This window comes from Empedobacter sp. UBA2044 (assembly GCF_002333005.1).
Taxonomy (GTDB): Bacteria; Bacteroidota; Bacteroidia; order Flavobacteriales; family Weeksellaceae; genus Empedobacter; species Empedobacter falsenii_B.
Genome location: NZ_DDBA01000052.1, coordinates 1 through 19,866, shown reverse-complemented (window position 1 = coordinate 19,866; position 19,866 = coordinate 1). Strand labels below are relative to the sequence as shown.

The following is a 19,866-nucleotide window of genomic DNA, read 5'->3' as shown; positions in this document are numbered from 1 at the left end:
TAATCTACTTTTTTATTTTTTCAAAAATCTCCTTCAATTTCAATTCTTCATTTTCCCAACAAAGTTCGTTTGCAGCATTTGCAAGATTTTCTTGGTAACTTCTTTTTCCTTCGTCTAAGATTTCTTGTAGTTTTTCAGCCAAATGTTTTGGATAGTGGTTGTCAATCACTTTTCCAACTTTATACTCTTCGACTATTTTTTTTATTTCTGGTAAATTTGTTGCTAAAATTGGTACTCTAGCTTGAATAAAGTCAAATAATTTATTCGGTAGAGCGTAGCGATAGCTTAATCCTAAATCTTCTTCCATACTCATTCCTACATCAGCTAAAGGTGTTATAGTTTTTAAAGTTTTTGGGGGAATATTTCCTAAAAAATGAATGCGATTAGTTAAGTCTAAATCTTTTACCAATTGTTCGTATTCAGTTTTTTTAGGCCCTTCGCCAGCAATCCAAAATTGACAATTATCAATGTGTTTGAACGCTTCAATCATTCTGTCAATTCCTCGACTCATGTTAATTGCGCCTTGATACAATAATATTTTATCGTTTGTTGGATTTTCGGGTAAGCGAAAGAAAATTAAATCTTGTTTATCGTTAAGTTTTGTTCGGTTGGGAACATTTCTAATCACAGCCGGATTAGCACCATATTCCTTGCGAAACCAATTGGCATATCCATCACTTACGGTATAAAAATACTTGATTTTTGGAACAAGAGAACGTTCTAAAGTTTTCCAAACTTTTTTTGTTTTAGGACGATTGTGTAATGATGGCAATTCTGAATAAATTTCGTGACTATCAAAAACTAAAGGAATTTTTTTGATTTTACTTACCAAATAAAAAGGAAGTAAGCTATCTAAATCATTCGCTAGTAAAATAGTTTGTTTATCCGCTTTTTTAAGTAAAGTGAAAAATAATTTGTAATTGAATTCAGCATACTTTTTCATTGTTGATTGATTCTTTTGTTCCATCAAAAATGTCTTGTACGGTTTATTCAATTTCGGTCTACCGTTTATAGTCGCGCCAATCAATTCTACATCGTATCCAAATTTTAACAAAGAATGGCAAACTTTATCTAATCTTTGATCCGTTTCAATATTATTTAGTACAGCAGATAGGATTTTCAATTTTATGGTTTTTGAAGATTATTTTCCAGGTTTGAAGATGATATAATACGCCTGAACTAAAAATAAAATCGCATTTGGAATAAGGACTGGCCAAGCCTCGATCATAGCAGCATAAATTACAAAACATACACAACCAATTGCATTGATAATGCGGATAATTGTAATCTTCGAAAAAAAGAATGCTAGTACAATAAAGACTGAAGCAAGATAGCCAAAAATATCAGCTATACCAATGTTAGATAAAAAATCCATAAAACGATAAATAAGAATGATAAAGTATAGGCAAAATTATGAAAAATAAGTCGATAACTTTGTGTAAATTTGCACAATGATAGAAACTTTATCAAAGATAAAACACAAAGATTCGCCAAACTTCTTTTTACTTGCTGGTCCATGTGCCATCGAAAGTGAAGATATGGCTTTGAGAATTGCTGAAAAAGTAGTAACAATTACTGATAAATTAGAGATTCCTTATGTTTTTAAAGGATCTTTCAAAAAAGCAAATCGTTCTCGTATTGATAGTTTTACAGGGATTGGAGATGAAAAAGCATTGAAAATTATTCAAAAAGTTGGAGAAACTTTTGATGTTCCAACAACTACAGATATTCACGAACCTTTTCATGCAGAAATGGCGGCGGCTTATGTAGATGTGCTACAAATTCCTGCTTTCTTGGTTCGTCAAACCGATTTAGTGGTTGCAGCTGCACAAACTGGAAAACATGTTACGTTGAAAAAAGGTCAATTTCTTTCGCCAGAAGCAATGAAATTTCCTGTAGAAAAAGTAACAGATTCTGGTAATAATAATGTAGCAATTATCGAGCGTGGAACAATGTTAGGTTACGGAGATTTAGTGGTAGATTATCGTGGAATTCCTGTGATGCAAAATTATGCACCAGTTATTTTAGATATCACACATTCTTTACAACAACCAAATCAGGCTTCAGGTGTAACAGGAGGAAAGCCAGAATTAATCGAAACGATTGCTAAAGCTGGAATTGCTGTTGGTGCTGATGGTATTTTTATCGAAACGCATCCAGATCCTAAAAATGCAAAAAGTGACGGTGCAAACATGTTACAATTAGATTTGTTAGAAGACTTATTAACTAAATTAGTTAGAGTTCGTCAGGCAATTCTATAAAAATAATTTTTAAAGAAAATTTATTAAATAATACTTAGTCAAGTTGATTAAGTATTTTTAATTTTTTTAGATAATGGATAATTTAATTCAGAAATATAATATTCCAGGACCTCGTTACACAAGTTATCCAACTGTTCCGTTTTGGGACAATGATGATTTTACTAAACAAGGTTGGATTGAAACTTTTCAACGATCTTTCGATGAAAGTAATGTAGAAGAAGGAATATCAATTTATATTCATTTACCTTATTGCGAGTCGTTGTGTACGTTTTGTGCATGTAACAAACGTATTACGAAACAACATTCGGTAGAAGTTCCGTATATTGATACAGTTTTGAAAGAATGGAGATTATATGTGGATTTATTTTCATCTCGACCAAAAATTAAAGAAATTCATTTAGGAGGAGGAACACCAACGTTTTTTTCTCCAGAAAATTTGAAGAAATTAATTGATGGTATTTTTGAATATGCGGATGTAGCTGAAGGACACGAATTTAGTTTAGAAGGTCATCCAAATAACACAACAAGAGAACATTTACAGGCTTTATACGATTTAGGTTTTAGACGTATTTCGTATGGTGTACAAGATTATGATCTGAAAGTTCAGGAAGCGATCAATCGTGTTCAACCTTTCGAGAATGTGAAAAGAGCAACCGAAGAAGCGCGCGAAATTGGTTTTACATCGATTTCTCACGATTTGATTTTTGGTCTTCCACATCAAACAATGGAAGGAATGATGGAAACTATTAATTTGACAAAAGAATTAAATCCAGATCGTATTTCGTTTTACAGTTATGCGCATGTGCCGTGGATAAAAGGTGTTGGACAACGTGGTTTTCAGGACGATGATTTGCCTTCACCAGAATTGAAACGTGCATTATATGAAGAAGGAAAGAAAATGTTCGAGGAAATGAACTATTTCGAAGTTGGAATGGATCATTTTGCCTTAGAACAAGACTCGATGTATCAATCGATGAAAAACCATACATTACATCGTAATTTTATGGGATATTCTTCTTCGAAAACACAATTAATGGTTGGTTTAGGAGTTTCTTCTATCAGTGATTCTTGGTATAGTTTTGCACAAAACGAGAAGACAGTAGAAGAGTACGAAAAATCAATCAATAACGGAGAATTATCCGTTTTCAAAGGACATATATTATCAGAAGAAGATTTGATTATGCGTCGTCATATTCTAAATTTAATGTGTAATTTAGAAACTTCTTGGGCTGATGATAACATGAAATTTGATGATGTAGATCGTATCAAAACTATGTTACAAGATATGGTTGACGATAATTTGATTGAATTTGTAGAAAATGGTTTGATCGTAAAAGAAGAAGGACGTCCATACGTTCGAAATGTGTGTATGACATTCGATAAGAGAATGATAGATAACGAGCCAGAAACACGCATTTTCTCAATGACAATCTAATAAAATAGATAAATGTTTTAAACTTTATCAAAAAAAGTATATATTTGAATATCTCAAACAATGAAAGAAATAGAAATTCACGGTAAAAAATTTATTCCGTACATCGCTTTTGAAGAAATAGAACACGCCATCAAAAATATGGCAAACGAAGTTTACGAAGAATACAAAGACGAAAGACCGATTTTTGTTGGTGTATTAAACGGAGTTGTAATGTTCTTCAGCGATTTCTTAAAACAATATCAAGGAGAATGTGAGATTTCGTTCTTGAAATTAAAATCTTACGAAGGAACAGAATCAACAGGGAAAATTACTATTGAGATGGATATTCCGATGAATGTTGAAGGACGTCACGTAATTATTTTAGAAGATATTGTAGATACAGGTAATACGTTAGTAGAGTTGCACCGAATCTTGAAAGAGAAAAAGGTAAAATCATTAAAAGTAGCAACTTTATTATTTAAGCCAGATGCTTACAAAAAAGATTTAAAAGTAGATTTAGTAGGAATTTCTATTCCTGATAAATTTGTAGTAGGTTATGGATTAGATTTTGACGGATTAGGAAGAAATTTACCAGATATTTATCAAATAAAACATTAAAACAAAATGCTAAACATTGTATTGTTCGGACCTCCTGGCAGTGGTAAAGGAACACAAGCTAAATTTTTAGAAGAAAAGTACCAAACTCCTCAAATTTCTACTGGAGACTTATTTCGTTTCAACCTTAAAAATGAAACAGAATTAGGCGCTCTTGTGAAATCTTACATGGACAAGGGACAATTAGTTCCAGATGAGGTAACAACAAATATGTTGGTTGATCATTTAGATAACAATCCAAATGCGCAAGGATACATTTTTGATGGATATCCACGTACAACATCTCAAGCAGAAGCTTTAGATAAAATCTTAGCAGATAAATACGAAAGCGAAGTTTCGATTACATTAGCATTAGTTGTGGATGACGAAATTTTGGTTCAACGTTTATTAGAACGCGGAAAAACTTCTGGTCGTGCTGATGATGTGGACGAAAAAATTATCCGTGATCGTATTACAGAATATTACGAGAAAACTGCAATTGTAGCAGAACACTACAAAGCGCAAGGAAAATGGGTTGAGATTGATGGAGTAGGTTCTATTGAAGATATTACCGAAAAATTGAACGCAGCAATTAAAGAAGTTTTATAAGAACAACTTTTACATAATACTAAAAATGCTCCTTTTAATTAAAGGAGCATTTTTTTATTATTATCATTTCTGAATGTAGCTTTTTGTGAAATGAAGAACCGACATCAGAATGACTTTTCTATTTTCCTTCAACCAAGCCTTTACAAATGTTTTTTACAACAGCAGGACCTTCATAAATAAAACCTGTATAAACTTGTAACAAACTTGCACCAGCTTCCAGTTTTTCTTTAGCATCTTCGGCTGTATGAATTCCGCCAACTCCAATGATAGGAAATGCTTTGTTCGATTTTTCAGAAAGATAACGAATCACTTCTGTTGAACGATTTTTAAGTGGTTTTCCCGAAACTCCACCAGTTTCTTTTACAATTTCTGGATCAGATTTTAATCCTTCTCTTGAAATGGTTGTATTTGTAGCAATCACTCCAGCAATTTTAGATTCTAATACAATATCTATAATATCGTCCAATTGAGAATCTGTTAAATCTGGTGCGATTTTAAGTAAAATTGGTTTCGGTTTTTCGTTTTGATTATTGTATTGTTGCAAATAATTAAGAATGTACAATAAAGGTTCTTTTTCTTGTAAATCGCGTAATCCAGGTGTGTTTGGAGAACTTACATTGACTACAAAATAATCAACATAATCAAACAATGCATTGAAACATTTGATGTAATCGTCAACAGCATCTTCATTTGGTGTCAATTTGTTTTTACCAATATTTCCGCCAATAATATAGTTTTCACGATTTTTTAATTCTCTAATTTTCGAAACAGCAAAATCAACACCTTTGTTATTAAATCCCATTCGGTTGATAATCGCTTCATCTTCTACCAAACGAAACATACGCGGCGCATCATTCCCTGGTTGAGGTTTTGGTGTAACGGTTCCAATTTCGATAAAGCCAAATCCGAAGTGGTTCAATTCTTCAATATATTCAGCATTTTTATCAAAACCAGCAGCTAAACCAATTGGATTTTTGAATTTAATTCCAAAAACTTCTCGTTCTAAACTTGGATGATTGTATTGATAAAATTTATCTAATAATTTTCCAACTCCAGGAAATGCAGCATAATTTTTTAGATTTCGCGTAACGAAATGATGCGCATCTTCGGGTTGTAATTGAAATAAAATGTTTTTGAATTGTTTGTACATGCTACAAAATTAATCAATCCTATTCATTATAAAAATATGTTTTGATTACTTATTTTTTGTGATTGATTGTATTGTGCTAATTGGAGAAATTTCAACAGTTTTTTGACCTTTTCCAACTTAAAAATAGTAGAGACTATTGGTATTGATAAGGTAGATTTCTTTTTTCTCACCAGAATTGAAAGTTAAGGTTTGTCCATATTTTTCGAATTTTAAATCTCCATTTTTTATTCGTTTTGATAAAAAATTACCACCACCAATTCCAAAACCTAAAAAGAAACAAATCAGCATAACAAAAAAGAATTCAATTGAATTTTGATTAATTTTCTTAGTGAATTCTTCATTCGTGAGGTTATCAGTTTCTTTAATCTTATAATATTTCTTAATGAATTTTTTCTCTGGATGTTTCAATGAATACTGTTTAAAACTATAAAGTAGAAAAATAAGAAGAATAAAAAAGATTAGTAGGAAAGGATGTGCGGTAATTTCAGAAATTGGACTTATTAAGATATCCATAATGCTCGAAAATTTCAGAATATTAATATCCAATTGATAGTAAAAAATAGATTCTTTAATAATTCCCATGATGACTAAATAAATATAACCAAAAGGAAGTAATCGTTGTAAATGTTCGTTATTCATACTATTGAATCTATTTTTGGCGCGATTTTATTTCTTTGTTAATCATAGAAAGCCTTATGACCAAAGGCATCAAAGTAGTTGAAGTTCTGCAAGCAACGGCAATTAATGCATAATTTTTTGATTTTATTGCTGAATATACCAAGAAGATAGAAATCAAAAACATCAAACATCCAAAAGTAATTACCATTGTTTTGGTTTGTTTTTGCTTTTTCAGAAGTTAGTCATCAGTATATTCGGACAAATTTTTTTAGTATTCATGATAGTGTGTTAATTAATTGAATAAATATAAATAAAAATCTGAGTCATTATAAATTATTCATTCAAAATAGATAATACAAGATTTTAATAAACAAATTAGAAATTGTACTTTTGCAGACTAATTAAAAGAGAAAAATTATGCAATCAAATTTTGTTGACTACGTAAAAATAAATTGTAGAGCCGGACATGGAGGTGCGGGTTCAGCAAGTTTGCATCGCGAAAAATATATTGACAAAGGTGGACCAGATGGTGGAGATGGTGGACGTGGAGGAAATATCACGCTTCTTGGAAACTCAAATCTTTGGACCTTGTTAGAATTTCGATTCAAAAGACATTTCCGTGCGCAAAACGGTGGACGTGGAGGTAAATCTCGTTCTACTGGTGCTGACGGTGAAGATATTATTTTGGAAGTTCCGATCGGAACAATTGCCAAAGATGACGAAGGAAATATTATTGGCGAAGTAACAGAAAATGGGCAAGAATTAATTATTGCGCAAGGAGGAAAAGGGGGGCTAGGAAACTGGCATTTCCGTTCTGCAACGCGTCAAACGCCTCGTTATGCACAGCCAGGTTTGGATGGTGACGAGCGTCAAGTTACATTGGAGTTGAAAATTTTGGCAGATGTTGGTTTAGTTGGTTTTCCAAATGCAGGAAAATCTACTTTATTATCAGCTGTTTCGGCTGCTAAACCAAAAATTGCAGATTACGCATTTACAACGTTAACACCTAACTTGGGAATTGTAGAATACCGTAATCATCAGTCATTTATTATGGCAGATATTCCTGGAATTATCAAAGGTGCGGCAGAAGGAAAAGGTCTTGGACATCGTTTCTTGCGTCATATTGAGCGTAATTCTAACTTATTATTTTTAATTCCTGCCGATACAGAAGATTATAAAAAAGAATATGAAATTCTGTTGAATGAATTGAAAAAATTCAATCCTGAATTGTTAGATAAAGAACGAATTTTAGCTATTTCTAAGTCAGATATGTTAGATGATGAATTGGAAGCTGAGATTAAAGCACAATTACCAACTGATATTGATACGATATTTATTTCGTCTGTTTCTGGAAAAGGAATCACAGAATTGAAAGATTTATTGTGGAAAAAACTACACGAATAACTAATTATTAAAGATAAAGACAAATGTTTAGAAATTTTGGAGACATCATGGGAATGATGGGAAAAATCAATTCATTTAAAGATAAATTTTCTGATTTGGAAAATGAATTAGATGGAGAAATTTTTACAACGACTTCTAACGATGGAAAAGTAAAAATTACAATGTCTAAATTAGCAACAATAAAAGATATTGAACTTGCTGAAGGAATGGAAAAAGAAGAAATTGAAGATTTGTTAGTGATGACGTTAAACAAAGCGTTGGAACAAGTAAAAACAGAAGCAATTGACAGAGCGAAAAAAACAGCTCAAGAAAATTTACCAAACATTCCTGGAATGCCTTTCTAAGAAGAATTTGAAAAAATAAAACCCCCTGAAAATTAATTTTCAGGGGTTTTTGTTTGATAATTTGGTTCAATATTTTTATCATCTTTCTCATCCAAAGATTCAAGATATTCTGCTTTCAAACGTTCTTGTTCTTGGTAAATATCCCATAAACGCTCGGCTTGTGGATCATAATAATTTTCTTGATCCCATTTCGGAACTTCTTTTTGTGGACCAATATTTCTAAACAAATAAGCAAAAAATGCACCCGAAATAAATCCACTTAAATGTCCTTCCCAAGAAATAGAATTACTACTTGTATCTGTTTTTAATTGTGGTAAAATTTCTTGAGGAACCATTCCCCAAATCATTCCGCCGTATAATAAAATAATGATTAATGAAATCGCCATTAAACCGCGTTCTTTTCTAATAATTCCACTGAAAAATATGAACGAAGCCAATAAATAAACGATAGAACTTGCTCCGATATGGCAACTTACATTATCATCTAAAAAAGGAGGATTTCCAATCATCCAAAGAATAATTCCTGATAAAATCCAACCAAAAAAAATAACATAATAAGCTAATCTATCGTACATCAATAGTGCGATAAAGCTAAGAAATGCTAACGGAAAGGTATTACTGATAATGTGTTTCCAACCCGAATGAAATAAAGGTGAGAGCAGAATTCCTTTCAATCCTACGAAAGTTCTCGGAATAACGCCGTAACAACCGTTTAAATTGTATCCGTTTTGTTGGAACAAAAAGATAATCCACATTGGTATAAGCAGTAGCAGAGGAATTATAATAGTTTTCTTCGGAAAAGGATAACTCATAAAATTGGTTTTGAAAACATCATTCAATCTTTATTCCTTTCCAGAAAATCTGCCAATTTTGGTCAAATTAAGTTTAATAGCGTTTTATTAATTCTCTCGCAAGCAATTTCCAATCTGTCCATTTCACGCCTAATTGATGATTTTGAACAGCAATTTTATGTTGGTAATTCAAATGCTTAATCACTTCCTTATAAGCTTTTATCAAATTAAAATTCGGATCATAAATATGAGTTGCTTCAGAATTTGCACCATTAATTTCAAGTATGACAAAATTTCCGTTCTGAAAATCTTCTAAACTTTTTGCTTTCAAATCGATACGACCATAATAAAAACCATCAATTTTTTGTGCGATTTGATCTATAGTTTCTTCTAATTTAGACGTTTTTAGAGAAGATCCATCTAAAAAAGTTGTTCCTCGACTATGATTTCCTATTGGTTCAACCAATAATTTTTCATCTTTTTGAAGAACTGAATTTAGTTCGTTTTGTAAACGTTTAAACAAATACTCTTTTCGGTAAAAAGCTCTTAAATTTTGTTCAATTAATTCTTTCAAAGTTGATTTTCCATCACCCGTAAACGTCAAAAAATCTTTTGCTGTTATCGACAGTATTTTACCATTTTTTTCTTTTGGTAATCTAACATAGAAAACACCAAACTCAAAGTTTGATTGAATATATTCTTGTAAAATTAAATCTCGATTATTTTGCTCTAAATAATTTTTCCAATCAATTTCATTTCTGATTAATTCTACACCAATTCCACGTTCACCAAGATTTGGTTTTGCAATAAAGGGAAAATTAAACGGAATTTCTTGTGTTGTAAATTCATCAAAAAAAATGGTTTTTGGCTTATAATTTTTATCAATTTGATTGAGTAAATCAATTTTAGAATAATCAATAAATCCGCCCCATTTCATTGTAGGATTTGCCGAGCAAAAGTAAGCTGGAGCGCCTGTTTGAAAGATTTTATAAATGTACCAAGGTGTCAATGGCGCATAAAATAACCAGAATGGCCAAAATTCGTATCGTGTCCATTTTGTTATTTTCGGATTCATTTTTCTTGATTTTGAAAAGCAATTGTAGAAGATGCAATTCCAAAATTTTGTGGAATTTTAATCGTTGAAAAATGAGTTTCGATCGCAATTTTAATCAACGCAAAATGATGAATGCTATGATCAAAACAATACATTAATTCGCGATAATTTGTGGTATTAATTGTGAAATTCTCTCCGTAATAATTCTGTTTTAGCTGAATTGTTTTTTCTAAATCTAAACGTTCTATTTGTGATTTTAGATGATTCAGCGTATTCAAACTTTCAACAACCGAATTTTCTAAAGCACGATTTCGCTCTCTATCATCATAACAAATACAATTGTTTTTTTGCGCTTGTAAAAAGCACGAATAAAACTCGATAATATGACGAAAATGTTGACCAACAGAAGCACCAGAAATGATTTCTAATTCCTTTTGAAAAGACAGATCGTCAAATTGCAAAAGAATCGATTTCATTTCATCAAAGGAATGCGCTATAGTTTTCTGAATACTCATAATTCTTTGCAAAGATAAATTTTTACATTTGAACTAAATTGAAAAATGAGATGTGTATAATCAGTTTTTACAGAAATGAGGATGAATTTGTGTTGACGCACAACCGAGATGAGGAAATAAATCGTTCTTCTTCTAAAGAGATTGTGGAGCAAAAGCGTTTTGATAAAACTTATTTTTCGCCTGTAGATGAGCGCGCAAATGGAACTTGGATTTTTTATTCGGAACAATATGTTGCGTGTATTTTGAATGGAGGAATCGAAAAACCAATGCATTTCAAAGAAAAATACAGAGAAAGTAGAGGAATTATCTTATTAGATTTATTGAAATATAATTCTGTAAATGAGTTTATTAATTCGGAAAATTTGTCAGGAATCGCACCTTTTACAATTTTTGTTTTTGAAAGACTAACTAAAAATGCTTACCTTTTGTTTTGGAATGAAAATAAACTGAGCGTAAAAGATATTTCGCAAGAAAAAATTGTGACATGGTGTTCGTCGACATTGTACAGTCCTGAAAGAAGAAATGAAATTGATGAAATTTTTAATCAAAATAATGATTTAAAATCCGAAGAAATTTTAGAACTTCACGATGATTTGAAAATGAAAAAAGGTGATTTGTACGATTTTTTAGCAACGACATCTATCTCTCAAATTATTATGAATTCTTTAAGAATTGATATGAAATATTGTCAGCTATTTTGAAATTAATAGACAATAATTCGTTATTTTAAGGAATCATCAAATCATTTCGGACATAGGCATAATTTATGCTATAGTCTATCAGAATAATTATATTTGTTAAAGACAGCTTAAATAATAAAATGAACGATAATTTCTCACAACAAGTAAAAGACGTTATTTCTTATAGTAAGGAAGAAGCGTTGAGATTAGGCCACGACCAAATAGGAACGGAACACCTTCTGTTGGGGATTATTCGCGACGGTGAAGGGAAAGCCATTTCTGTCTTAGAAGCATTGAATGTCGATTTAGACGAAATGCGTCAAAAAATAGAAAAGCTAAACCCAGCAAAAGAAACTCCAGGTAATAATATAAAAAATTTGAGTTTGACAAAACAAGCTGAAAGAGCGTTGAAAACAACATTCTTAGAAGCAAAATTGTTTAAAAGTCCGACTGTAAATACAATTCACTTATTATTGTGTATTCTTCGTAATGAAAACGATCCGATTACAAAATTGATGAATAAGTTGGATATTGATTACAATACAGTAAAGGAGGAATTCAAATTTCAATTTCAAGATGAGGAAATTCAATCTCCTCGTGCAGAAAATCCATCTTTTGATGGAGGTGATTCTGATAACGATTTTGAGCGTGCATCTACAAGTAAACCTACTTCGAAAAGTAAAACACCAGTTTTAGATAATTTCGGACGAGATTTGACAGCGATTGCGCAAGAAGGAAAATTAGATCCTGTAGTTGGACGCGAAAAAGAAATAGAACGTGTTTCGCAAATTCTTTCTCGTCGTAAAAAGAACAATCCATTGTTAATTGGAGAGCCAGGTGTTGGTAAATCTGCAATTGCAGAAGGTTTAGCGTTAAGAATTGTACAACGTAAAGTTTCGCGCGTATTGTTCAACAAACGTGTGGTAACATTAGATTTAGCATCATTAGTTGCTGGAACTAAATATCGTGGACAATTTGAAGAGCGTATGAAAGCAATCATGAATGAATTAGAGAAAAATGATGATATTATTCTTTTCATTGATGAGTTACATACAATTGTTGGAGCAGGAGGAGCTACGGGTTCTTTAGACGCTTCTAACATGTTCAAACCTGCTTTGGCGCGTGGTGAATTACAATGTATTGGAGCAACAACGTTGGACGAATATCGTCAATATATTGAAAAAGATGGTGCATTAGTTCGTCGTTTTCAAAATGTGATGGTTGAACCAACAACTCCAGAAGAAACATTACAGATTTTACATAATATCAAAGATAAGTATGAAGCGCATCATAATGTAAATTATACAGATGAAGCGTTGCAAGCTTGTGTAAATTTGACAACACGTTATATTACAGATCGTTTCTTGCCAGATAAAGCGATTGATGCTTTAGATGAAGCGGGTTCTCGCGTGCATATCAAGAATATAAAAGTTCCTCAAGAAATTTTAGATCTTGAAGCAAAATTAGAAGAAGTTCGCGAAGAGAAAACGAAAGTTGTAAAATCTCAAAAATACGAAGAAGCTGCTCGTTTACGTGATTCAGAGAAACAAATAGAAAGTGATTTGAAACGTGAGCAAGCAAAATGGGTACAAGAATCGAAAGAGAATCGTGAAACAGTTACAGAAGAAAATGTAGCGGAAGTTGTTTCGTTGATGTCTGGCGTTCCTGTACATCGTGTAGCTGAAAAAGAATTGAAAAAATTGGCTCAGATGAATGAGTTAATGAAAGGAAAAGTAATTGGTCAAGATGAAGCGGTAACGAAAGTTGTAAAAGCAATTCAACGTAATCGTGCAGGATTGAAAGATCCGAACAAACCAATTGGTTCATTCATTTTTTTAGGAACTACGGGTGTTGGTAAAACACAATTAGCGAAAGTTTTGGCGAAAGAAATCTTTGATTCGAATGATGCGTTAATTCGTATCGATATGTCAGAATACATGGAGAAATTTGCCGTTTCTCGCTTAGTTGGAGCACCTCCGGGCTACGTTGGTTACGAAGAAGGTGGACAATTGACAGAAGCAGTTCGTCGTAAACCATATGCGGTAATTTTGTTAGATGAGATTGAGAAAGCGCATCCAGATGTATTCAATATCTTGTTACAAATTTTGGATGATGGTCATGTAACAGATAGTTTAGGTCGTAAAGTTGATTTCCGTAATACGATTATCATTTTAACGTCTAACATTGGTACAAGACAATTGAAAGAGTTTGGGGATGGTGTTGGATTTGGAACTTCATCTAAGAAAGATTCTGCTGATGAACGCGCAAAATCAACAATTGAAACAGCTTTAAAACGTGCTTTCGCGCCAGAATTTTTGAATCGTATTGATGATATTATTTTCTTTAATTCATTGACAAAAGAAGACATCATGAAAATCATCGATATTGAATTAGCAAGTTTAATCGAGCGTTTAATAGCTTTGAATTATCATATTGAATTAACAGAGGAAGCGAAGAATTTTATCGCAGACAAAGGATTTGATAAAGATTATGGAGCTCGTCCGTTGAAACGTGCTATTCAGAAATACATCGAAGATCCAATGGCAGAAGAAATTATCAATGCTGTAATTAGTGAAGGAGATGAATTAACTCTTGATTTAAATGAAGCAAAAGATGGTGTTAAAATTTCTGTAAAAGGAAAAACGAAAGAAGAAAAATCAGAATAATTTCTAAGTTTCTATAATAGAAAGGCTTGAACATTTTTGTTCAAGCCTTTTTTATTTCGGTAACTTTTGCCGTACATTTGCGCTCAGCAAGCCACTTTGTCGCTTCATGTATGTGAAGAGGAAAGTCCGGGCTCCAAAGAGTAAGCATAGCGGGTAACGCCCGTCCGTCGAGAGGCGAGGACAAGTGCAACAGAAAGTATGTACAGTTCGGCTGTAGTGAAACCAGGTAAACTCTATGCGGAGCAATGCCATGTATACCAGCAGTTAAGAGCTACTCGTTCGTTGCTGGGGGGTAGGCAGATTGATATTTTAGGTAACTAAAATACTAGATAAATGACAAAGCATCTTGATTTATTAAGGTGACAGAACCCGGCTTATCGGCTTGCTTTTTTCTATTTTTTGAAGTAAAGACTAAATAATTCTGAAGTATTAGAACAGTTGTTCTTTTTCAAAATATTTCTTCGATGCGTGTCAATAGTATGTTTACTTAAATCTATAGCGTTTGCTATATCCTGACTTGTGTAGCCTTTAATCAGAAATTCGATAATCTCCGTTTCTTTTTTTGTAAGTTGTAAAGATGAATTTGTTTTTGAATTAAGAAGATTATTCAATCCATCTTTGATGTTGTAAATATGCATAATAGGCTTTCCTCCAACCTTTATTTGTGTGATGTCAGTCGCTAAACAAAAAACTCGATTTGGTAAAAAATTTTTACTTAATTCGTAAAAGAAATGTTGCAAATGAATTTGATGAATTTCTCCTTTTTTATCTATCACACGAAAATCATAAGTAAATTTATAATTCATTCTTTCTTCAGGGACAATTTCCATACTAAAATTTGCAATTCGTTGCTGAATATCAATCACATGTTGCAAATCATCGGGATGTACCATTTGAACACATAATTCAGCTGTATATTCGTCAGGAAGATAACCCAAAATATCTTCGCATTGAGGAGAAACATATTCGAATGTTGCAGAATTAGGATTGATGAAATACATAAAAGATTCACCAAGAGCAAGACTTCTTAAAGTTTGTAAATAATCATTAATCGATTGAAAACTCTCATTTTTTTCGTTTAAGGTTCTACGATCTGTATTTTCACTCCATAGTTTTTTTACAATACTTGCATATTCAGTAATAGATTTTTGATTTGCTTTTTTCATATGCTTACAAGTAAAAGTTAATAAAATACCATTAAATGAGTATTTTTTAAGTTAGTAATATAAACTAATTTTGCAAAATATATATAGGATTAAAGCAGTTTTGCTTTTTCAACCAACCTATTTTATATTTAACCTATAAAAAAAGGAGCTAAATTTTTTAGCTCCTTTTTAATATTATGATGGAATTAAAGTAAAGATTTTACTTTCTCGATTACAGCAGTAGAATCGATTCCATATTTTTTCATTAAATCTGAAGGTGTTCCAGATTCACCGAATTTATCATTAACCGCAACAAAAGCTTGTTTTGTTGGTAATTTTTGAGCTAAAACTCTTGCAACAGATTCACCTAAACCACCTAAAATATTATGTTCTTCAGCTGTTACAATTTTTCCTGTTTTCTTTACAGAGTTTAAGATAATTTCTTCATCCAATGGTTTGATTGTATGAATATTGATCACCTCACAAGAAATTCCTTCTTTTTCTAACTCAGCAGCAGCAACCAAAGATTCCCAAACTAAGTGACCTGTCGCAACAATTGTTACATCAGAACCTTCGTTCATTAAGATACCTTTACCAATTTCAAATTTTTGGTCAGCTGGTGTGAAAACTGGAACAGCAGGACGACCGAAACGTAAGTAAACAGGACCTTCATATTCAGCTGCAGCAATTGTAGCCGCTTTAGTTTGATTGTAATCGCAAGGATTTATAACCACCATTCCTGGTAACATTTTCATCAAACCAATATCTTCTAATGTTTGGTGAGTTGCACCATCTTCTCCTAATGTTAAACCAGCGTGCGATGCAGCGATTTTTACATTTTTGTTAGAGTAAGCGATAGATTGACGAATTTGATCGTACACACGAGCTGTAGAAAACTCAGCGAAAGTTCCTGTGAAAGGAATTTTACCTCCAATTGTCAAACCTGCAGCAATTCCCATCATGTTTGCTTCTGCAATACCAATTTGGAAAAAACGCTCTGGATTTTCTTTGATAAATTGATCCATTTTTAATGAACCAATCAAGTCAGCACACAATGCAACAACGTTAGGATTTGTTCTTCCTAACTCTGTCAATCCGTCTCCGAATCCACTACGTGTATCTTTTTTTTCTGTGTATGTTAAGTCTATCATTGTTTTTGTTTTTTGTATTCGTTTTTGTATTTTTCTACTTCTGTTTTTTCATCAAATTGATAAATAAAATCATTTGGCGAAACATTAATTTCTTCTTCCTCTTCAGCGCTCTTTTTGATCCATTTTTCTAAGGTTTCAACATTTTCTAACACAATATTTTGTTCAACTCTATAAATCAAGCCTTTCAAATTTAGTTCAGAATTGATAAACGGAACGGTGTTGATGTTAGAATTTGTATCGATGCAAATTTCTGTACCATTGTCGTTGTCATTATCTTTTCTGAAAATGTTATACACTTCACATTGTTTATTTAGAATCGTTTCTTTTTGACCAGTTCTATTCGCAACATAACTATTTCCGATTGCGGAATTTGTTAAACTTGGATTATTAGTCGCTAAAAAAGAATTTCCTAATAAATCTTTTGTGCCTTCGAAATCAATTTTAAAAACCTTCGGATTTTCTTCTTCGCTGTAAACAGAATACATATTGTCGTTTACTTTTAATGAAGCGAAGTTTCCCATCGGTGTTCGCGTAATCATCAAATGTGCTTTGTAATCTTTGGTTGATAAAATGTCCAAAAAATCTGAATAGAAATCACTTTTGATACGATATTGAATAACGTTTTCGAATTTATACGATTGCATTTGAGCGAAAGTTAAACATGTAAAAAGCGTTAATATAAAACTGATTGATTTTTTCATTATCGAATTGATTTGATAAGTATTAATCCAAAGAATTCAAGAAAGTAGTTAACTTATCTTTGTCTTCTTTTTTCAGTTTATCATATTTGTTATTGATTTCTAAAACACTTTTTCTTATTGCATCAATTGTTCCCGAAAGAGCAACACTTCCGCTTTGATAAATGTACATATCGCACACTTGTCCTGCGTAATTGTAAACCAAATTTCCTAAATCTTTATCTGTAAAAGTCGGAATTTTAGCTTTCAAATTTTTGCAATGTTCTGGTGCAACTTTCATGAAATCTTGAATGTCTGGATTGTCGATTGCCAAATCGATTTTGCTAATATCTGTCGTTTTGTAAGCAGATGTATAAGGATCATAATATTCGGCTAAACTAACTTCTGTTGCAGCAACAGCAGAATCTACTGCTACAGCCGCTTCATCATAATCTGTTGAAACTTCTGTTAATTTAAACTTTTTAGCATCATCGAAATACGTTTTGAAAAGGTTATTTAATTCTTTTACTTCGCTTTTGTTTGCTAATTTATTCTTTTTGAATTGTTTTACCAATTGATTTGTAGAACCTTGCGCAGTTGCCAAAGCTTTAGAACGCTCTATATCAGGATTTCCATCATAATCACTATCATTATAAATCAAGCTATAATTTAATGAAGCAACAGTTCCAAAAAGACTATTTACGTTATCACTTTCTGATGTTTGATAATTGTAATAATTAATAATAGGATCCTCGTAACGATTGTCTGGTGAATAAGCTACTGCTTCGGCTGCATAAGCCGTATCTACAGATGACATCATGTTATCGTATTCTTGTTTCTTTTTTGCCAATTCGTTAGTAAAACTTTCGATTTCTTTTTTCTCATCAAAAGTTACTTTTACGTTAGAATTTGCAATATTTTGAATCGTTAATCCATTAAAATCTCCTGCGTCATATCTAATTAAAAGCCCTTTCAATTTTGTTTGAGGAAACATAATCGCAACGTTATTAATTGCATTTTTTTCATCAACACATAATGTAGAAGATTTTGTTTCGAAATCTGTTTTAGATGTTAATTCGTATTCATTACACTTATATCCATTGATCGTTGTAGATGAATTTAGATTTTTAACTGAAATAAATTTCTCGAACAAGTTATCTGAATAAGGTTTTAAACTATCATCCGATATACCTTCGTAATAATAAGGGGCTTTTATCGATAATTGATTTTCTAATGAATTGGCATATACTTCGAAAAACTTGCTGTTGTTGATAAAGAAAGCATCTTTATTAAAGCTTCCTGAAGTATAAGGACCTCCTTCCGAAGTTCCTAAAACAGCGTCTTTAGAAATATAGGTTACAAAAAATAAATCTTTTTGACCATCTAAATAAGTCTGATATTCTTCTGGTAAATTGATTTTATACGATACTTTTTTGTCAAAAGAATATGTTTTTTCCTGCCCAAAGGCTGTTAAAGAACAAAGCGTAAGTATAGAATAAAATAACGTTTTCATAGTATTTTGATTGTGTTGAAATTATTAATAATCTGTCAATTCAGTTTCAGGATTTTGCTCTAATGCAGAAGCTAATTGCTCGTCGTTAGGCGCTTTTCCGTGCCAAGAGTGGCTTCCCATCATGTAATCAACTCCATTACCCATTTCTGTGTGTAATAAAATTGAAACTGGTTTTCCGTTTCCTGTTAATGTTTTAGCTTCTTCTAAAATAGCAATTACTTTTTCTAAGTTATTTCCATCTTTTTCTTCTAAAACAATCCATCCAAAAGCTTCTAATTTAGCTTTCAAATCTCCTAATGGTAAAACGTGGTCTGTATCACCATCAATTTGACGACCATTGTAGTCAATCGTTGCAATTACATTATCCACTTTTTTACCAGCAGCATACATAAAAGCTTCCCAGACTTGACCTTCTTGTAATTCACCGTCACCATGTAATGTGTAAACTAATTTATCGTCGTTGTTTAATTTTTTTGCTTGAGCAGCACCTAAAGCAACTGATAAACCTTGTCCTAAAGATCCAGAAGCGATACGAATTCCAGGTAAACCTTCGTGTGTTGTTGGGTGACCTTGTAAACGAGAATCTAATTTTCTGAATGTAGCTAATTCGCTAACAGGGAAGAATCCTGAACGAGCTAATGTGCTGTAGAAAACTGGTGAAATGTGACCGTTTGATAAGAAGAATAAATCTTCTCCTTTTCCGTCCATAGAGAAGTCTGTAGAGTAAGTCATGATTTTACCGTATAATGCAGCAAAATATTCTGCACAACCTAATGATCCACCTGGGTGTCCACTATTTACGGCATGTACCATTCTCAAAATATCTCTCCTTGTTTGTTGTACTTGTGTTTGAAGTTCTTGAAGTGTCATTGTTTGTTTATAAAAATTTGAACAAAAATAATTCTTTTTTGTAGGGCAAAAAAATCGTAGAACATAAATCACTACAATTGGGGAGAATAATCGGTAATAATAGCTAACCTACTTATGAGACTATAAAAACCAGCGCTGAAGTTTATAAAGAAGAAGCTTGAAGTTAGTTAATAAGAAGGCAAGAGTTTTACAACGTTTATTTATCTTTTTGTAATCTTCTAATTGTAAAGGGTACAGAGAGATGTTTTTTAATAAAAAAGACGAAGCAAAACTTCGTCTTTTTTATTTATTCTTCTGTCCCGTCCTGAACTAGCGCTACAAAAAAGAAATCGTTAGCATGGAAGAAAGAAGCAATTATGTAAAACGTACTCAGCGAGATTACAGTATGTCTTTTAAGTTGAGTGTTGTAA

At 32.1% G+C, this 19,866-nt stretch carries 21 protein-coding genes and 1 other RNA gene; 9 read left to right on the top strand and 13 right to left on the bottom strand.

What is annotated here, in order from left to right; all coding sequences use genetic code 11:
* Positions 1-4: 4 nt before the first annotated feature.
* Positions 5-1,123, bottom strand: a complete 1,119-nt coding sequence (locus B4E59_RS08955) for a glycosyltransferase (RefSeq protein ID WP_115001639.1) — start codon at positions 1,121-1,123, stop codon at positions 5-7.
* Between the two features lie 18 nt (positions 1,124-1,141).
* Positions 1,142-1,375, bottom strand: coding sequence for a uroporphyrinogen decarboxylase (locus tag B4E59_RS08950; RefSeq protein WP_115001637.1), 234 nt, complete (start codon positions 1,373-1,375; stop codon positions 1,142-1,144).
* 76 nt (positions 1,376-1,451) lie between these two features.
* Here B4E59_RS08950 and kdsA point away from each other — a divergent pair, with 76 nt between their 5' ends.
* The 4 genes from kdsA (at position 1,452) to B4E59_RS08930 (ending at position 4,878) form a co-directional block, all read left to right on the top strand.
* The gene (kdsA, locus tag B4E59_RS08945; RefSeq protein WP_115001635.1) at positions 1,452-2,261 is read left to right on the top strand and encodes a 3-deoxy-8-phosphooctulonate synthase; all 810 of its coding nucleotides are present in this window, start codon (positions 1,452-1,454) and stop codon (positions 2,259-2,261) included.
* A gap of 73 nt (positions 2,262-2,334) precedes the next feature.
* Positions 2,335-3,696 carry an oxygen-independent coproporphyrinogen III oxidase gene (gene hemN / locus B4E59_RS08940; protein WP_115001634.1) on the top strand — a complete coding sequence of 454 codons (1,362 nt, stop codon included), beginning with the start codon at positions 2,335-2,337 and terminating at the stop codon, positions 3,694-3,696.
* Between the two features lie 60 nt (positions 3,697-3,756).
* Entirely contained in the window at positions 3,757-4,293 is a 537-nt protein-coding gene (hpt, locus tag B4E59_RS08935; protein WP_038333090.1) for a hypoxanthine phosphoribosyltransferase, read from the top strand.
* Positions 4,294-4,299: 6 nt separating this feature from the next.
* On the top strand, positions 4,300-4,878 hold the full coding sequence (locus B4E59_RS08930; RefSeq protein WP_125350758.1) for an adenylate kinase: 579 nt from the start codon (positions 4,300-4,302) through the stop codon (positions 4,876-4,878).
* A gap of 118 nt (positions 4,879-4,996) precedes the next feature.
* Here B4E59_RS08930 and B4E59_RS08925 read toward each other — a convergent pair whose 3' ends face one another.
* From B4E59_RS08925 to B4E59_RS08915, 3 genes are all read right to left on the bottom strand, one after another.
* Positions 4,997-6,028, bottom strand: coding sequence for a quinone-dependent dihydroorotate dehydrogenase (locus tag B4E59_RS08925; RefSeq protein ID WP_291052576.1), 1,032 nt, complete (start codon positions 6,026-6,028; stop codon positions 4,997-4,999).
* A 117-nt stretch (positions 6,029-6,145) separates the two neighbouring features.
* Entirely contained in the window at positions 6,146-6,667 is a 522-nt protein-coding gene (locus B4E59_RS08920; protein WP_291052573.1) for a hypothetical protein, read from the bottom strand.
* Positions 6,668-6,677: 10 nt separating this feature from the next.
* Positions 6,678-6,854: a hypothetical protein gene (locus B4E59_RS08915; protein ID WP_181816329.1), complete on the bottom strand. Its 177-nt coding sequence runs from the start codon at positions 6,852-6,854 to the stop codon at positions 6,678-6,680.
* 209 nt (positions 6,855-7,063) lie between these two features.
* On the opposite strand from B4E59_RS08915, the gene obgE reads away from it, so the two are divergent.
* Positions 7,064-8,050 carry a GTPase ObgE gene (gene obgE / locus B4E59_RS08910; protein ID WP_291052568.1) on the top strand — a complete coding sequence of 329 codons (987 nt, stop codon included), beginning with the start codon at positions 7,064-7,066 and terminating at the stop codon, positions 8,048-8,050.
* Positions 8,051-8,073: 23 nt separating this feature from the next.
* Positions 8,074-8,394, top strand: a complete 321-nt coding sequence (locus tag B4E59_RS08905; RefSeq protein ID WP_291052565.1) for a YbaB/EbfC family nucleoid-associated protein — start codon at positions 8,074-8,076, stop codon at positions 8,392-8,394.
* Positions 8,395-8,426: 32 nt separating this feature from the next.
* Here the strand turns inward: B4E59_RS08905 and B4E59_RS08900 are convergent, their stop codons facing one another.
* From B4E59_RS08900 to B4E59_RS08890, 3 genes are all read right to left on the bottom strand, one after another.
* Positions 8,427-9,206: a rhomboid family intramembrane serine protease gene (locus B4E59_RS08900; protein ID WP_260392035.1), complete on the bottom strand. Its 780-nt coding sequence runs from the start codon at positions 9,204-9,206 to the stop codon at positions 8,427-8,429.
* Positions 9,207-9,279: 73 nt separating this feature from the next.
* Positions 9,280-10,260: an ATP-grasp domain-containing protein gene (locus B4E59_RS08895; RefSeq protein ID WP_280049846.1), complete on the bottom strand. Its 981-nt coding sequence runs from the start codon at positions 10,258-10,260 to the stop codon at positions 9,280-9,282.
* Positions 10,257-10,754, bottom strand: a complete 498-nt coding sequence (locus tag B4E59_RS08890; RefSeq protein WP_125350525.1) for a hypothetical protein — start codon at positions 10,752-10,754, stop codon at positions 10,257-10,259. The genes B4E59_RS08895 and B4E59_RS08890 overlap by 4 nt, the downstream gene beginning before the upstream one ends.
* Positions 10,755-10,804: 50 nt before the next feature.
* Here B4E59_RS08890 and B4E59_RS08885 point away from each other — a divergent pair, with 50 nt between their 5' ends.
* The 3 genes from B4E59_RS08885 (at position 10,805) to rnpB (ending at position 14,493) form a co-directional block, all read left to right on the top strand.
* Positions 10,805-11,455, top strand: coding sequence for an NRDE family protein (locus B4E59_RS08885; protein ID WP_115001619.1), 651 nt, complete (start codon positions 10,805-10,807; stop codon positions 11,453-11,455).
* 119 nt (positions 11,456-11,574) lie between these two features.
* On the top strand, positions 11,575-14,100 hold the full coding sequence (locus B4E59_RS08880; protein WP_291047115.1) for an ATP-dependent Clp protease ATP-binding subunit: 2,526 nt from the start codon (positions 11,575-11,577) through the stop codon (positions 14,098-14,100).
* 83 nt (positions 14,101-14,183) lie between these two features.
* An RNA gene (gene rnpB / locus B4E59_RS08875) (RNase P RNA component class A) lies at positions 14,184-14,493 on the top strand.
* Here rnpB and B4E59_RS08870 read toward each other — a convergent pair.
* The 5 genes from B4E59_RS08870 to B4E59_RS08850 form a co-directional block, all read right to left on the bottom strand.
* Positions 14,493-15,266 carry a LuxR C-terminal-related transcriptional regulator gene (locus tag B4E59_RS08870; protein WP_219033690.1) on the bottom strand — a complete coding sequence of 258 codons (774 nt, stop codon included), beginning with the start codon at positions 15,264-15,266 and terminating at the stop codon, positions 14,493-14,495. The two genes, rnpB and B4E59_RS08870, sit on opposite strands and share 1 nt — an antisense overlap.
* Positions 15,267-15,451: 185 nt before the next feature.
* Complete coding sequence (locus B4E59_RS08865) at positions 15,452-16,393, bottom strand: transketolase family protein (RefSeq protein WP_180906861.1); 942 nt, start codon at positions 16,391-16,393, stop codon at positions 15,452-15,454.
* On the bottom strand, positions 16,393-17,097 hold the full coding sequence (locus B4E59_RS08860) for a hypothetical protein (RefSeq protein WP_221854176.1): 705 nt from the start codon (positions 17,095-17,097) through the stop codon (positions 16,393-16,395). Before B4E59_RS08860 ends, B4E59_RS08865 begins: the two co-directional genes overlap by 1 nt.
* Positions 17,098-17,119: 22 nt before the next feature.
* Positions 17,120-18,586, bottom strand: coding sequence for a hypothetical protein (locus B4E59_RS08855; RefSeq protein WP_219033689.1), 1,467 nt, complete (start codon positions 18,584-18,586; stop codon positions 17,120-17,122).
* A 24-nt stretch (positions 18,587-18,610) separates the two neighbouring features.
* Positions 18,611-19,456, bottom strand: coding sequence for a transketolase (locus tag B4E59_RS08850; RefSeq protein ID WP_125350518.1), 846 nt, complete (start codon positions 19,454-19,456; stop codon positions 18,611-18,613).
* Positions 19,457-19,866 lie beyond the last annotated feature (410 nt).

Bases quoted from the DNA above. Each gene is read 5' to 3' on its own strand.
- B4E59_RS08950 (WP_115001637.1), bottom strand. From the start codon at position 1,375: ATGGATTTTTTATCTAACATTGGTATAGCTGATATTTTTGGCTATCTT.
- B4E59_RS08880 (WP_291047115.1), top strand. From the start codon at position 11,575: ATGAACGATAATTTCTCACAACAAGTAAAAGACGTTATTTCTTATAGT.
- B4E59_RS08850 (WP_125350518.1), bottom strand. From the start codon at position 19,456: ATGACACTTCAAGAACTTCAAACACAAGTACAACAAACAAGGAGAGAT.
- obgE (WP_291052568.1), top strand. From the start codon at position 7,064: ATGCAATCAAATTTTGTTGACTACGTAAAAATAAATTGTAGAGCCGGA.
- hemN (WP_115001634.1), top strand. From the start codon at position 2,335: ATGGATAATTTAATTCAGAAATATAATATTCCAGGACCTCGTTACACA.
- kdsA (WP_115001635.1), top strand. From the start codon at position 1,452: ATGATAGAAACTTTATCAAAGATAAAACACAAAGATTCGCCAAACTTC.
- B4E59_RS08900 (WP_260392035.1), bottom strand. From the start codon at position 9,206: ATGAGTTATCCTTTTCCGAAGAAAACTATTATAATTCCTCTGCTACTG.
- B4E59_RS08930 (WP_125350758.1), top strand. From the start codon at position 4,300: ATGCTAAACATTGTATTGTTCGGACCTCCTGGCAGTGGTAAAGGAACA.
- B4E59_RS08915 (WP_181816329.1), bottom strand. From the start codon at position 6,854: ATGGTAATTACTTTTGGATGTTTGATGTTTTTGATTTCTATCTTCTTG.
- B4E59_RS08895 (WP_280049846.1), bottom strand. From the start codon at position 10,260: ATGAATCCGAAAATAACAAAATGGACACGATACGAATTTTGGCCATTC.
- B4E59_RS08885 (WP_115001619.1), top strand. From the start codon at position 10,805: ATGTGTATAATCAGTTTTTACAGAAATGAGGATGAATTTGTGTTGACG.
- B4E59_RS08920 (WP_291052573.1), bottom strand. From the start codon at position 6,667: ATGAATAACGAACATTTACAACGATTACTTCCTTTTGGTTATATTTAT.
- hpt (WP_038333090.1), top strand. From the start codon at position 3,757: ATGAAAGAAATAGAAATTCACGGTAAAAAATTTATTCCGTACATCGCT.
- B4E59_RS08870 (WP_219033690.1), bottom strand. From the start codon at position 15,266: ATGAAAAAAGCAAATCAAAAATCTATTACTGAATATGCAAGTATTGTA.
- B4E59_RS08855 (WP_219033689.1), bottom strand. From the start codon at position 18,586: ATGAAAACGTTATTTTATTCTATACTTACGCTTTGTTCTTTAACAGCC.
- B4E59_RS08860 (WP_221854176.1), bottom strand. From the start codon at position 17,097: ATGAAAAAATCAATCAGTTTTATATTAACGCTTTTTACATGTTTAACT.
- B4E59_RS08890 (WP_125350525.1), bottom strand. From the start codon at position 10,754: ATGAGTATTCAGAAAACTATAGCGCATTCCTTTGATGAAATGAAATCG.
- B4E59_RS08905 (WP_291052565.1), top strand. From the start codon at position 8,074: ATGTTTAGAAATTTTGGAGACATCATGGGAATGATGGGAAAAATCAAT.
- B4E59_RS08925 (WP_291052576.1), bottom strand. From the start codon at position 6,028: ATGTACAAACAATTCAAAAACATTTTATTTCAATTACAACCCGAAGAT.